This window comes from Anaerobacillus alkalidiazotrophicus (assembly GCF_001866055.1).
The window spans coordinates 476792-491157 of sequence record NZ_MLQS01000017.1; the positions used below are offsets into that span (position 1 = coordinate 476792).

Annotated in this window: 13 protein-coding genes; 12 read left to right on the forward strand and 1 reads right to left on the reverse strand. The window is 33.1% G+C overall.

Translation table 11 applies throughout. The features are described 5' to 3' along the window. Nucleotides 1–274: 274 nt before the first annotated feature. From BKP45_RS12510 to BKP45_RS12550, 9 genes are all read left to right on the forward strand, one after another. Entirely contained in the window at nt 275–1297 is a 1023-nt protein-coding gene (locus BKP45_RS12510) for a PstS family phosphate ABC transporter substrate-binding protein (RefSeq protein WP_245747460.1), read from the forward strand. Nucleotides 1298–1413: 116 nt separating this feature from the next. Then, the gene (gene pstC / locus BKP45_RS12515) at nt 1414–2349 is read left to right on the forward strand and encodes a phosphate ABC transporter permease subunit PstC (RefSeq protein WP_071390001.1); all 936 of its coding nucleotides are present in this window, start codon (nt 1414–1416) and stop codon (nt 2347–2349) included. Between the two features lie 2 nt (nt 2350–2351). Beyond that, nucleotides 2352–3236 (forward strand): phosphate ABC transporter permease PstA, encoded by an 885-nt coding sequence (pstA, locus tag BKP45_RS12520; protein ID WP_071390002.1) that lies wholly within the window; start codon nt 2352–2354, stop codon nt 3234–3236. 48 nt (nt 3237–3284) lie between these two features. Continuing rightward, on the forward strand, nt 3285–4103 hold the full coding sequence (pstB, locus tag BKP45_RS12525; protein ID WP_071390162.1) for a phosphate ABC transporter ATP-binding protein PstB: 819 nt from the start codon (nt 3285–3287) through the stop codon (nt 4101–4103). Nucleotides 4104–4119: 16 nt separating this feature from the next. Beyond that, on the forward strand, nt 4120–4776 hold the full coding sequence (gene phoU, locus BKP45_RS12530; RefSeq protein WP_071390003.1) for a phosphate signaling complex protein PhoU: 657 nt from the start codon (nt 4120–4122) through the stop codon (nt 4774–4776). A gap of 68 nt (nt 4777–4844) precedes the next feature. Continuing rightward, nucleotides 4845–5651 carry a response regulator transcription factor gene (locus tag BKP45_RS12535; RefSeq protein ID WP_071390004.1) on the forward strand — a complete coding sequence of 269 codons (807 nt, stop codon included), beginning with the start codon at nt 4845–4847 and terminating at the stop codon, nt 5649–5651. Between the two features lie 224 nt (nt 5652–5875). Continuing rightward, entirely contained in the window at nt 5876–7615 is a 1740-nt protein-coding gene (locus BKP45_RS12540; protein ID WP_084787884.1) for a methyl-accepting chemotaxis protein, read from the forward strand. A gap of 66 nt (nt 7616–7681) precedes the next feature. After that, nucleotides 7682–8539, forward strand: coding sequence for an EAL domain-containing protein (locus BKP45_RS12545; RefSeq protein WP_071390005.1), 858 nt, complete (start codon nt 7682–7684; stop codon nt 8537–8539). A 105-nt stretch (nt 8540–8644) separates the two neighbouring features. Further along, nucleotides 8645–9466, forward strand: a complete 822-nt coding sequence (locus tag BKP45_RS12550) for an alpha/beta fold hydrolase (RefSeq protein ID WP_071390006.1) — start codon at nt 8645–8647, stop codon at nt 9464–9466. 22 nt (nt 9467–9488) lie between these two features. Here BKP45_RS12550 and BKP45_RS12555 read toward each other — a convergent pair whose 3' ends face one another. Continuing rightward, nucleotides 9489–10034: a phosphatase PAP2 family protein gene (locus BKP45_RS12555; RefSeq protein ID WP_071390007.1), complete on the reverse strand. Its 546-nt coding sequence runs from the start codon at nt 10032–10034 to the stop codon at nt 9489–9491. 202 nt (nt 10035–10236) lie between these two features. Between BKP45_RS12555 and BKP45_RS12560 the strand changes: the two genes are divergently transcribed. From BKP45_RS12560 to BKP45_RS12570, 3 genes are all read left to right on the forward strand, one after another. After that, nucleotides 10237–11397 carry a glycosyltransferase family 4 protein gene (locus tag BKP45_RS12560; protein ID WP_071390008.1) on the forward strand — a complete coding sequence of 387 codons (1161 nt, stop codon included), beginning with the start codon at nt 10237–10239 and terminating at the stop codon, nt 11395–11397. Between the two features lie 758 nt (nt 11398–12155). Next, nucleotides 12156–12950: a Cof-type HAD-IIB family hydrolase gene (locus BKP45_RS12565; protein WP_071390009.1), complete on the forward strand. Its 795-nt coding sequence runs from the start codon at nt 12156–12158 to the stop codon at nt 12948–12950. Between the two features lie 70 nt (nt 12951–13020). Then, nucleotides 13021–14274: an MFS transporter gene (locus BKP45_RS12570; protein ID WP_071390010.1), complete on the forward strand. Its 1254-nt coding sequence runs from the start codon at nt 13021–13023 to the stop codon at nt 14272–14274. Nucleotides 14275–14366 lie beyond the last annotated feature (92 nt).

Sequence of the window (14366 nt, forward strand, 5' to 3'; positions counted from 1 at the left end):
TCTTCGTTGATTAGCTTCATGCAGCTTTGCTCTTGAGCAAACGGAGTGGCACAGGAGCAGCTGCTCGTGACCAAGGCGCTTGCGCTTTTCTTCTGCTTATTTTCCTCATGAAATACAAAAGGAAAAGCAAATTTACAAATCATTTACATTCCATTACAAATCATTTACATCTAATTTATCCCCTCTTAACATTCCGCTACTATACTAGCAATTGTGATAGAGAAAAAACAAACTCTATCAAATTATGAAGCTAAACATAGGGAGGAAATTAGTAGTGAATTTCAAAAAGATTTTTTTATTATTAGCTTTAGTAACATTCATGGTAATGGTTGCAGCATGTGGCAACAACGACACAGCAAGTGAGAAAAATGAGGAGTCTACTAATCAAACAGAAGTAAATCAAGATGAAAATAAAGAAGAACAAAAAGAAGAAGAGCTTTCAGGCTCAGTAGTTATCGATGGATCAGGTACTGTATATCCATTAATGGCTCGTATTGCTGAAGAGTTTATGATAGAAGTACAACCAAATATTAGTGTTGAAGTTAGCCGAGCTGGTACAAGTGCAGGAATGAAAAAATATGTAGTTGGTGAAACAGACTTTTCGAATGCTTCACGAGAAATTAAAGAAGAAGAAATTGCTGAATTATCAGCAAATAATATTGATTCAAAAGAATTTAAAATTGCTCTTGATGGTATGACATTAGTTATTAACCCTGAAAACGATTGGGCAACTGAGATGACTGAAGAAGAAATTACAACAATGTTCGTAACTGGAGCGATTAAAGATAATGATGAAGTTTTATGGTCAGATATTCGACCGGAATGGCCAGCTGAAAAAATTAACTTTTATGGTCCAAACGAGAACCATGGAACGTATGAATTTTTCGTTGAAGTACTACTTCAAAAGCAAGATTTAGTAAATGGAATTAACTTACAACAAGAATATTCTACATTAGTAAATTTAGTTTCTGAAGACAAAAATGGAATTGCATTTTTTGGATATGGTTACTATGCAAATAACTCAGATAAAATTACTGCTGTTAAAGTAGATTTTGGAAATGGTCCTGTAGGTCCTTCATTAGACACAATAGCAGAAGACGGTGAGTATGGTCCATTTACTCGTCCAGTATTTACAAACTTAAGTATTGACTCAGCTAAGGAAAAGGCACAAGTTAAAGCATTCGCTGAGTACGTATTTGGAGAAGGTGCTGGTAAATTTGCAGGGGAGACTGGATTTGCTCCTCTTCCTGAAGAGGAATTAAAAGAAAGTTTAGAGTTTGTAAAATCAATCAATTAAATGATAGATCATAGTTTGAAGATGGGCTGTACGCAAGTACACCTCGTCTTCATACTATTTTCATGTTTTATAGTTTTTAACTTAAAGAGAATGAGTAAGGGAAGGGGCAGTTCATCATGGCGAAGATAGAGAGCGTCAAAGATTTAATTTATAAAAAGAAACAGTTAACTAGTGCTACAACTATCATAGAAAAAATTGTTCCTGTTGTTCTTTTTCTTACAGCACTTATTTCTATCTTGACTACTGTAGGAATTGTAATGACATTAGTTTTTGAAACAGTATTATTTTTTAAAGAAGTATCTTTTATACAATTTTTCACCAGTACAGAATTAAGACCATTAAGTCCTGTTGAGCCTAAATTCAGTATCTTACCATTAGTGATGGGGACGTTACTGACATCTGTTATTGCCATGTTTGTTGCTATTCCAATAGGTTTAACAACAGCCGTTTTTTTAAGTGAGTACGCAACAGAAAATACAAGAAAAATATTAAAACCAATCATTGAAGTTCTAGCTGGAATACCAACAATAGTTTATGGATTCTTTGCTTTTACATTCGTAACACCAATATTAAGAGAATTTATCCCAGCCTTACAAGCCACAAATGCATTGAGTCCAGGTATTGTTATGGGAATTATGATTATTCCATTAGTAGCATCACTTTCTGAAGATGCCATGAATTCAGTTCCTAATTCGATGAGAGAAGGTGCTATGGCTTTAGGTGCAACGAAATTTGAAGTGACGATACGTGTTGTTATCCCTGCTGCAATTTCAGGAATTATCGCTTCCTTTGTATTAGGTATTTCAAGAGCGATAGGAGAAACAATGATTGTAACAATTGCAAGTGGTAGCTCAAAAAACTTTACATTTGATATTACTCAATCAATGCAAACAATGACAGCTTATATTGTTGAAGTAACAAGTGGAGATGCTGCAGCCGGGACAACTGCTTATTATAGTTTATACGCTGTTGCGATGACATTATTTGTATTTACATTATTAATGAATTTACTAGCAAGATATATTTCCCGAAAATATAGGGAGGTTTACTAAAAATGAAATATATTGATCTCAATGTCGTTCAAAAGAGGATGAATACGAGACTTTTTATAAATCAGCTTGTAAAAAATCTATTTTTACTATCTACATTATTTGGTTTAGTTATTCTTGTCATCTTACTTTCTCGAGTTTATGTAGATAGTATCGGTTGGCTTAATTTCGAGTTTTTAATGAATAAATTATCGACAAGACCTGAACGGGCAGGAATTCAGGGTGCTATTGTTGGGACATTATGGCTAATGGTTATTGTTGGACCGGTAACAATGTTTCTAGGGGTAGGAACAGCCATTTATTTAGAAGAATATGCGAAGAAAGGGAAGTTACATTCGTTTATTCAAACAAATATAACGAATTTGGCTGGAGTTCCATCTATTGTTTTTGGTTTATTAGGATTAACAGTTTTCGTACGTCTATTTGGCCTAGGTTCAATTGTTTTAGCAGGTGGGCTAACGATGTCTCTTCTCGTTTTACCAATTGTAGTGGTTGCTAGTCAAGAAGCCATACGCTCTGTCCCACAATTTTTGAGAGAAGCTTCTTACGGAATGGGGGCAACAAAATGGCAAACTATTAAAAATGTCATACTTCCAGCAGCTATACCAGGAATTTTAACAGGTGTTATTTTGGCATTATCGAGAGCAATAGGAGAAACGGCACCACTAGTTGTTATTGGGATACCTGCATTGTTAATTCCTATTCCAAGTGGAATATTTGATCGATTTACAGTAATGCCAATGCAAATTTACTATTGGACTATAGATTCTGTGTTAGTTGATGAATATGCAAATCTCGCTGCTGCAACTATTCTTGTTTTACTAATTGTGTTGTTTGTTATGAATTCAATTGCCATTGTCATTAGAAACAAATTTCAAAACAGATTTTAAATTTAATATATGGGGGAATGTTAGATGGCAACTTTAACTGTAAAGGATATGGTTAAGGAAGTAAATGAAGCACATCGTAATATAGCATCAAATGCAGTTCTCGCAGATAAGAAAAAAATTGTCTATAACACGAAAAGTCTAAACCTTTGGTATGGAAAAGATCATGCCTTGAAAAATATTGATCTTCCAATTTATGAAAATGAAGTTACAGCTATTATAGGACCTTCTGGTTGTGGAAAATCAACATATATTAAGACATTAAATAGAATGGTAGAGCTAGTTCCGATTGTTCGCATTACAGGTGAAATTTTATACCGAGAGCGAAATATATTTGAAAAGTCATACAAAGTAGAAGAGCTTCGTACTCGCGTTGGAATGGTGTTTCAAAAACCAAATCCATTTCCAAAATCAATTTTTGAAAATGTAGCGTATGGACCTAAAATTCATGGTATTAGAGATAAAAAATTATTAAAAGAAATAGTTGAAAAAAGTTTACGAGGAGCAGCAATTTGGGATGAAGTGAAAGACAGACTTCATGAGAATGCATATGGATTATCGGGTGGACAACAACAACGTTTATGTATCGCTCGTTGCTTAGCCATTGAACCAGATGTGATTCTTATGGATGAACCAACATCGGCACTAGATCCGATCTCGACTTTAAAAGTTGAAGAACTCGTACAAGAACTTAAGAAAGAGTATAGTATCGTGATTGTTACTCACAATATGCAGCAAGCAGCTCGAATTTCAGATAAAACAGCATTTTTCTTAAATGGCGAAGTAGTAGAGTACGATGATACAAATGTCATTTTCTCCAATCCGCAAGACAAACGAACAGAAGACTATATTACCGGCAGATTCGGTTAAGGGGCGAGAAAAGTTCATGCACACTAGAGAAACGTTTCATTCAGGGTTAAGTGGTTTAAAAGAAAGTATTGTCAAATTGGGTGAACAGGTTGATCAAGCTTTTCATCATGCAATGGACGCCTTTGTTAATAATGATTTTGAAAAAATTCAGAATATTAAAGAAAACGATCTGAAAATCAACCAGCAAGAATTAGTTGTTAATGAAAAAGCAACGTTACTAATAGCAAGACAACAACCTGTTGCCTCAGACCTCAGAAAAATTATCGTTGCCTTTAAGATCTCTAGTGACCTAGAGCGTGTAGGTGATTTAGCGGTTGATATTTGTAAAGCCGCAGAAAGAATTCCTAAAACAGAAATGGAAATTGATACAACAATATTAGTAGAAATGGCTATCATTGCTAGTGGAATGGTTACAAATGCATTAAGAGCCTATGAATCAGGAAATGTTTTAGAAGCTCAGCAAATTGCCCACCTTGATGATCAGGTTGATGATATGTATGCACGATTTGTAAAGCAACTTTTTAATATTGTTATCTCAGATCAATTAGAAATTGAACAAGTAACTCAGTTAGCTTTTATTTCACGCTATATTGAAAGAATTGCTGATTATGCGACAAATATTGCTGAGTTAATTATTTACGAAGTAAATGGTCAATATTTTGACTTAAACTAATGATAAGCTGACAAAGAGAGTGGGATTATACCTACTCTTTTTGTTAAAGTTAGTTTCTGGAGGTAAGGATGAGCCAACTAATACTCAAGATAAATCCAGACCCGATTATCACAACAAAAATCAGAGAGGATTTTAACGCTGCAGGCTTTGGACTAATTCATACAAATGATATAGAAGAAGCTCTAGAAATAGTAGATAGATTTGAACCTACTATAATCCTTCTTGATTTAGACTTTATCAGATTCCAAGCATTTGACTTTTGTAGGACGTTACGGCTGCAAAAAGATAATTGGACACCCTTGATTCTAATGTCGGAGAAAGACGAAGAATTTGATTTAGTACTTGGATTAGAACTAGGAGCAGATGATTATATTCGAAAACCAGTTAGATCTAAGGAATTGGTGGCGCGAGTTAAATCAATTTTGAGACGTCAAAGCATTTCATGGCCAAAAAACAAGGAGAAATTTTCTAATGGTACTAATAACCATGACATAATTATAATTGGAAAACTTACAATTTGTCCCTCAAATTATACCATTAGGATAAATGATAAGATCATTGATTTTACAAGAAAAGAGTTCGAAATCATTTTATATTTATCTCAAAACAAAGGAACAGCTATATCACGAGAACAACTTCTATCGGTACTAAACGAGGAAGAATTTTTAGCAGATGTACGTGTTATTGATGTTTTTATAAGCAGAATTAGGGAAAAAATTGAGCCATGTCGTAGTAAACCCTCGTATATAAAAACAGTTAGAGGCGTTGGATATATGATGCTCCATCAAAATTTACCTTACATAAAGAAAAGCGCAAGATCCCTTAATCATCCATGTACTTATCATGATAATGAATATCCCTTAAAAAGTTTTTAAATTCGCCGCTAATGGAGAAAAGCCTATTCGTCATAGGCTTTTTCTGTTGCTTCTAATTTATTGTTGACCCATTAGCTTACTCCAGTTCGCTTTTCAATATCATATATTCAACTCATAGACAGAATTAATATTTTTTAATAATAACTTTTACATTTGATTAATATTTCCTTAACAAATTATTGGTATATTTGTCATATCGTGTAGAAACTAGGGGGTTGCTTTTCGTGAAATATATATATTTTAGTAAAAAAAATTCAAAGAAAGAAAGTAAAAAGAATTATTTGAATACTTTTCATACTGTATTATCAAAGATAAGTTTGCGAAACCGATTGTTATTTCTGTTTATTACTTTATTAATTATAGCTACTAACGCCGTTGGAATAACATCCTATATAAAAGCAAAAGAAACAGTTATCCAAACAATTGAAAATCGTCTTCAACGAGAAGCTGAAATGATGTCATACATTGCAACAAATTTAAAATTTTTATATGTAAGTGATATGGATTATTTTATGCAACAACTAGAAGTAAATGTCCGTTCACAACAAGGACAGTTAAATGAGGATGGTATTGAAGCTTACTTTTATTACATAAATAATAACGAAATTACACCTTTTCAAATAAATCAGGACATAGATATCTTGCTTTATCCATCTCTATTCGAAACAATTCAAAAAAATGAAACAAGAGTGTTCCATACAAGTATTGAAGGAGAAGATTATACAATATCAACGCACGAATTAAAGGAAATTGATGCTATGTATTTGATCGTTGTACCAACAAAATCTTATATAGACCCAATAAATGAGATTGCTAAATTTACAATAATGGTGATTATTGTTAGCCTAATTATTTCAGTTATTATTATTTTATTATTTGTACAAACATTAACGAACCCATTAAACGTTTTACAAAATACGATGAGGGAAGTTCGTGAAGGAAATTTAAGTAGTGCAATTTCCATTAAAACAACATTACCTGAAATTATTTCTCTAAATAAGAGTTATAATGCGATGGTTGGGCAAATGCGACAAATGTTAAATGAAATTACAGATACGACAGTCAAGTTAGAAAATACTGGTAGTGAATTGAAGAGATCCTCTGAAGGAGCGCTAGAGTATAGTCGTCAGCTGATTGAAGCTATTAGTGTTGTGAAAGAAGGGGCTGACCAAACGGCGGCGAATTCAGAAAGTAGTGTAAATAGTTTCAAAGATATAAAGCAAAAAGTTGAAGAAATGATGGGTAACATTAACTTAGTTTATAAAAGTTCAATTGGTATGAACACATCTGCTCAATGTGGAGAGAAAAATATTACTCAATTAATAAAAACCATTCATTCTTTTGAAGAAGATTTTGATCATATGACAAAAACAATCCAACAAGTAAAAAATCATTCAAGCTCTATTGCTAATTTAGTTGGGTTAATCAATGGAATAGCAGAACAAACAAAATTATTAGCCCTAAATGCGACCATTGAAGCTGCTAGAGCTGGCGAATCTGGTAGAGGCTTTGCTGTAGTAGCTAACGAAGTACGGAAATTAGCAGAACAATCAACAATTGCAACCGAAGAAATCACTCAATCTATTGGGACCATGGAACAAGTTAGTATCGTAGCTACAAACGAGTTCGATCATGTTTTGACAAAAATAAAGGCAAACTTATCAGCAGCAAATGAATCAAAGGATTCTTTTGATAATCTTATGGAAGAAATCAATTCGGTAAGTAATAAAATATTAAGTACACAAGAACAACTAGGAGACTTACAGTTGATATTACCAAGTATTGAGCAATCAACCATTAGCTTTGCTTCGGTTTCCCAGGAAACTTTGGCTAGTGCTGAGGAAATGTTTGCAACAAGTGATGAGCAAATACAGCAAATGGAAAAAACGAATGAAATTGGGTCAAAGTTAACACAAACATCTAATTCATTATTAAACCTCACAAAACAATTTAAGCTAAATTAAAAAGAGATATGAAATTGAAGAAATAAGTTCATGTGAAGTAGCGATATGAAGGATTGGGGATTATACATGGTAATAAAAGTACTCCAAAATAAAAGTTTCTTTCAAAGATGGAAATTTAATCGAAGTTTAGCTAGGCATATGGAGTTAAAAAAATTAAAGTATAGTGAAATATTACAAGTATTAAAATATAAAAATATTAATACATTGTTTCAACCTATTGTAGGTGTTGTGAACAGTTCATTAATCGGTTATGAAGCATTAAATCGTCCAATTAAACCAAGAAACTTTTCATCGACCGAAGATTTTTATCGGTTTTTAGGGGATACAGATCAAATATTTCAATTTGAACAGTTAACACGTCAACATTCAATTGAGAAATACGTTGAACTAAGTTGGAAAAACAAAAGTACAAATAAAGAGTTTATCTTTTTAAATGTTCATCCTAAAGTATTAAATGATGCAAATTACCGAAGCGGAGAAACACTTTTTTTCGTAGAGAAATACGGGCTTGACCCGAGGCAAATTGTTTTTGAAATAACAGAAAAGCAAGCGGTACATGATTATACTCAATTTGAAAGAGTATTAGCTAATTATCGTTATCAAGGCTTTAAAATTGCTATTGATGACGTTGGTGCAGGGTATAATAGTTTGAAAACGATGATGTGTATAAAGCCGGATTTCATTAAATTGGATCGATCATTTATTCAAAAGATAGATAAAAATCATTCACAACAAGAGCTAGTCAATCTATTTGTTCAATATGCCTCTCAAGCAAACTCTAAAGTTATAGCAGAAGGGGTCGAAAGGTTTGAAGAGCTACAAATATTAATAAAGTTAAAGGTCGATTATGCCCAAGGGTATTATATCGGTAGACCTTCTGTAAGTCTTATTGAAAGTGATCTTGACTATAAATTTTCAATTTAATACTTTTCAATATGAAATTCCTATAAGTATAACTCCACATTATTCATTCGATTTTTGTACATAATACATTTGAAAAATAATGTGATAATGTGGAGTTGGTATTTTATGGACAGAAATCAAATTAAAAGCGAGTTTATTACAATTTCTAATGTTAAAATTTTTTGTGAACATGTTATAAATGGAAAACCTCCAATGCTCTTCATTCACGGCTTCGCATCCTCTACATATACTTTTAACCGTCTTTTTCCACTAATAGAAAAACATTTCTCTATAATTGCTATTGATCTTCCAGGGTTTGGGAGGAGTGAAAAGTCTACAACATTTGTCTATTCATTTAAGAATTATGCCGAATTAATTGAGCAGTGTATCGATTATTTTAAGCTTACAAATGTAACGATTGTTGGTCACTCTATGGGTGGGCAAATTGCATTATATACCGCTAAAGCTGTGCCAGAAAAAATCAATAAATTGATTCTATTAGGATGCTCAGGTTATTTAAAACGCGCAAAAAAGTTCCTAATATATGCATCCTACTTACCGTTCTTTAACTATATTATCTACTTCTACATTCATAAAAAAGAAGTGAAAGATTACTTGAAAAATGTATTTTATAATCACTCATTAATCAACGATGAAATGATTAGTGAATTTCGTAAACCGTTATTAGAAAAGAAGTTTTATCAGTCACTTACTCGTTTACTTAGATACCGTGAAGGCGACCTACTATCTCATCAACTAAAGGCTATTTACACGCCTACATTGTTGATATGGGGGGAGGAAGACAATGTTGTTTCAGTAAATATAGGGAAGAGGTTAGTTTATGATTTACCAAATGCAAAACTAATCACATATAAAGAAACTGGTCACCTCATAACTGAAGAAAGACCGGTCGAAGTTTTTGAAGACATATTATCATATACATCTTAAAGTGAAACTCATTCAATTATTACTATTGTCCAGTAAAGAAAACGAATGAGCAAAACACAACAATGATTGACGATACAGTCCCTAGAACTGCACCTATAATACAGTCAGTTGGATAATGTAGACCGAGATACATACGTGAAATTCCAACTAAAATGGCGATTGGTAAAAAGAAAATGCTCAACATTGGCATGTGAAGAGAAAAAACGATAGCTATAGAAAAAGCAGCCGTTGTATGACCGGAGGGGAATGAGTAATCTGTAAGTGGGTTTGAGCATAATGTAACGTTAGCTAATTTGTTATAAGGTCGCTCTCGGCAATACATTTTTTTAATAATGTGAACGATGATATGACTTAAGGATAGGGAAATAAGGGCTTCAATAGCCCATGTCTGAACAACTTTTTCTGAAAAGATCATCACGATAAGCAATGTAAGTATTGTAAATGTAGCTCCCCCTATATGGGTGATTTTAGGTAGGATATAGTCAAAAGCTCTACATCTTAATTTTGAATTTACGAAATGAAAAAGCTGAGTATCATTTACAGAAATCCAATTTACAAATCGGTCCAACGAATTTCCCTCCCAGTACAATTATTGTAGGTTTAAAGGTATTCACTACGCTTCCTTCTACTTCCTATCATAATACATAATTGTAAAGATCACGTTAGTGTCCTGTTGAGATTTTTGTTAAATCTTAATATGAGCTAAATATTATTTTCATAATTATTTGTTAAGTTATAATTGAAACTACTAATTATGGGAGTGAGTGAAAATGCGTATAGCTATATTTTCTGATACCTACGCCCCCGAAATTAATGGGGTTGCAAAAACTTTAAAGCGATACACGGACTATTTAGAAAAAAAGGGTATTGAATATAAGTTATTTGTTCCGGAAAGTAGTACAGCAGTTCCAACAGTCCCTCAAGTTCAACGTTTTACAAGTATTCCTTTCTTATTGTACCCTGAATGCCGAATAGCCCTTCCTAATCCAGTGCACATTAAGCAAACATTAGAAGAATTCAAGCCAACTCTTATTCATATCGCTACGCCATTTAACCTTGGCCTTTTTGGTCTTCATTATGGAAAAAAACACAATATTCCAATGGTAGCATCCTATCATACGCATTTTGATGATTACCTAGAGTATTACCATTTAACCTTTTTGCAAAAATGGATTTGGAAATACATGGCATGGTTTCATGATTCTTTTGAAAAAGTTTATGTACCTTCACAAAGTACGAAAGAAAAGCTGCTTAACCAAAAAATTCACAATAATATCGATATTTGGGGAAGAGGTGTAAATCATGATTTTTTTACACCGCTTAAACGAGCATCTGACATAAGAAAAAAATATAATATTAACGAGAAGAATGTTCTTCTCTATGTTGGGAGGATTGCTCCAGAAAAAGATGTTCATACTGTTTTAGAGACATTTCATGCATTACCAGAAAGGGTAAAAAAAGATACCCATCTGCTTATTGTTGGGGATGGTCCACTATTTAAGCAGTTATCTGAACAAAAATATCCGAATATTACATGGACAGGATTTAAAAAAGGTGAGGAATTGGCAGAGATTTATGCTTCTAGTGATGTCTTTATCTTTCCTTCATCTACAGAAACATTTGGAAATGTTGTATTAGAAGCACTTGCCTCTGGAATACCTGTTATTGGAGCGAACGAGGGAGGTATTCAACATCTTATTTCTCATGGAGAAACTGGCTTTTTATGCGGTAAGAAAAATGTAGAAGAATTTGTTTATCAAACTACAATTCTATTAGAGCAAGAATATTTACGTAATGAGTTTGCAGAAAATGCACGACGTTTTGCATTAACTCTTTCGTGGGATGAAATCTTTGACCAATTGATTAATAGCTATCAAGATATCATATATAAATCATGGCTTGCAAACAGCCGGAATAGACATTATGCATAGATAATTATTTGGATTAGACCATAACATATCGTACTATGCCAACATATTTTAGTAGATTGTTAATCGAATATTAATCATAAAGTGATTTGCTCTAACCTTTAGAGTAAATCACTTTTTTACCCACTCTTAAAGGGCATTAAGACCCGCTATGATTGAAGTTCGCTTTATAGTACGAAAAAGTAAGGTTAATAGAGTATTATATGTAGCTCCATTTAGGTAATTATGAGTCACTCAAATGTTAAAAATATTAATATAAATTCAGTTTACTTAATCAATTTTACGATTACGAAAATATAATTATCAAACAATAACATTTACTTAATACTACCTCAAAGTTAATTGACTATTATTGTTTCAGGAGGAAAAAGGTGTTTACGAGAAGGTAAGGACGCGTTTGTGTGTTGTATTTATACTATCCCGTGTAGCGTTAGTTGTGGTTGGTGGTGAAGATTAAGAAAAAAGTTAGGAAGCCCTCACCAAGTATTACTAGACTTCGAATGCATCAACTGATGTAAAAGAAGATTCACGTTCTGCTTGACTTTAAACTTACATATGCAATTTTTCCTACTGAGGATCAAGATGTTGAAAAAAACAGTCTATGAAATGGATCGGCGTTAGCTACCGCTTTTCTATTTTAAAGAATTTTACAATTAGATATTATGCCTGAGCGAATGTTGAATCCATTCAAACGCTATTAACACTACTTTGTTAAATTATGAATGGTAAGCTTTGTGAAAACAAAATAGGAGGGGTTAGTATTGTTAAACGTTAAAGCGATTGTTCTAGACTTGGATGGTACTCTTTTAAAAAAGGATGATACGATATCTAGTAGAAATAAAGAGTTTTTAATGGAACAGAAAAAACAAGGAATAAAGATTATCTTAGCTACGGGGCGTCCGATAAATATGACATTGAAATATCATGAGGAGTTACAACTAGATACGCCATTAATTTGTTTGAACGGCGCAGTCATTTTTGATCGACTGAAAGAAAATATTCTAGAGCAATCCGTTATTAGCCCGGTTGAAGCAACAATGGTTTTTGATACAGTTTCTGACCACTATGCTAAAGTTATGATTAGTCATACTTCAAAAGCTAACTATGAAATGATCAATCTAATCGGAGATAAAATAACAAATCATGGTCCAATAGAACCAAAAGGAATTTACCCTAATAAGTATGAACCATTATTAAAATTATCTGTTCATTTTCAAAATGTGGCTTCAGCTTCTTATGCGTATACAAAACTTCTTTCTCACTTTGAAATCGCCAATTGGGGTGATAGTTTTGAAATTACGAAAAAGTCGATAACCAAATGGCATGCTCTGCAAAATGTCTTAAGCTCTTTTCAAATATTACCTCAAGAGGTAGTTGCTTTTGGTGATGGTCCAAATGATATTGAGATGTTAAAAAATGTTGGTTGCGGGGTTGCTATGGAGAATGGACGGTTTATGGTAAAGAAAGTAGCTAAATATGTAACTTTGGACCACGAAAACGACGGAATTACCGAATTTTTTTGTAGGCAACTAACAAAATCAACTCTAATAATTTAAAAAACTTTGAAAAAGGCGATCTGACAATATCTGTTATCGTCTTTTTTTCATTTAAAAGGAGTTCGTTTAATTGAGTAAATACATCGGGAAAAATAGCAGTGACCAATCTATCATTGCTGTTTCATTAGTAACTGCACTATGTTTAATAGGAGATTCTATGCTTTATATTGCTTTACCAATCTATTATAAAGAAGTTGGTTTACAATCACTTTGGGAAGTTGGATTAATATTATCATTAAATCGTCTTATAAGGATTCCAGTTAACCCTTTTATTGGCTTAGCATATCGCAAGATCACTTTAAAGTTTGGATTAATGATTGCTGTATTTTTAGCTGTAGTGACAACGATAGGGTACGGAGTTGGTTATGGACTGATAATTTGGATTATCCTACGGTGTTTATGGGGAGTTTCTTGGGCATTTTTAAGGTTAGGAGGCTTATTCGCTGTTGCAGAATGCTCCACAAATTCAAATCGTGGAAGATTGATGGGACTTTATAATGGTCTTTACAGACTTGGAAGTTTATTTGGTATGTTAGTTGGAGGTATTTTAGTAAGCTATTTAGGTTTAAAAGTAGTGGGTATTGCCTTCGGTGCACTGATGATTTTGGGTTTTCCACTAATCGCTTGGTTAGTTCCTAGGAAACATGTAGAAAGAGAGAGAAAAGTATCAACCAATACGTCTATTACTAGACTGTTTAATAAATCAGTAATCTTAGTTGTTATTAGTGGTTTATTACTTGCTTTCATTATTCAAGGATTGTTTGTCTCTACATTAAGTCTTGTTATGCTAAAGCATTATAGTCATCAAGTTCAAATCATTGGAATGACAATAGGGGTAACGTCATTAGCAGGGATTGTTCAAGGAATTCGTTGGGCATGGGAGCCATTTGTAGCATTGAAGTTTGGTCAACTTTCAGATGGAAAAGATGGTAGGTTACCATTATTTATCATGTTCTTAACTTCAGCAGCTATTTGTTTAGCCCTAATTCCTATATCGATGCCTCTTTATATTTGGATCATCATAACTATTTTCTTCATGTTATCAACGACAATCATCACAACACTTGTTGATGCTTTAGCTACTGATGTTGGAAAAACATCTGATATTAACATAGTGATGACGTATTACACTGTTTTTTTAGATGTAGGTGCTGCTTTAGGGCCAATCATCGCATATTTAATCATTAGCTTTGGGAATGGGCTGAATTTTTCATATTATATAGGGGCTCTCATCTTTTTAATCGTAGCAGCCATATGGTTAAGAGAGTACAAAGCAATAGTTAAAGAGCAGCGAAGACAACCGAACTCTTCTGTTATTCATTAAACATACAGTATCCGACAGTCACTTACGCTTCTTTATACGGAGCCCACCATTTTGGTCTGTGTTATACAAAGGGGGAAGTGCCTTTGAACTGG

Bases quoted from the DNA above. Each gene is read 5' to 3' on its own strand.
- pstC (WP_071390001.1), top strand. From the start codon at position 1,414: ATGGCGAAGATAGAGAGCGTCAAAGATTTAATTTATAAAAAGAAACAG.
- pstA (WP_071390002.1), top strand. From the start codon at position 2,352: ATGAAATATATTGATCTCAATGTCGTTCAAAAGAGGATGAATACGAGA.
- pstB (WP_071390162.1), top strand. From the start codon at position 3,285: ATGGTTAAGGAAGTAAATGAAGCACATCGTAATATAGCATCAAATGCA.
- phoU (WP_071390003.1), top strand. From the start codon at position 4,120: ATGCACACTAGAGAAACGTTTCATTCAGGGTTAAGTGGTTTAAAAGAA.
- BKP45_RS12535 (WP_071390004.1), top strand. From the start codon at position 4,845: ATGAGCCAACTAATACTCAAGATAAATCCAGACCCGATTATCACAACA.
- BKP45_RS12545 (WP_071390005.1), top strand. From the start codon at position 7,682: ATGGTAATAAAAGTACTCCAAAATAAAAGTTTCTTTCAAAGATGGAAA.
- BKP45_RS12550 (WP_071390006.1), top strand. From the start codon at position 8,645: ATGGACAGAAATCAAATTAAAAGCGAGTTTATTACAATTTCTAATGTT.
- BKP45_RS12560 (WP_071390008.1), top strand. From the start codon at position 10,237: ATGCGTATAGCTATATTTTCTGATACCTACGCCCCCGAAATTAATGGG.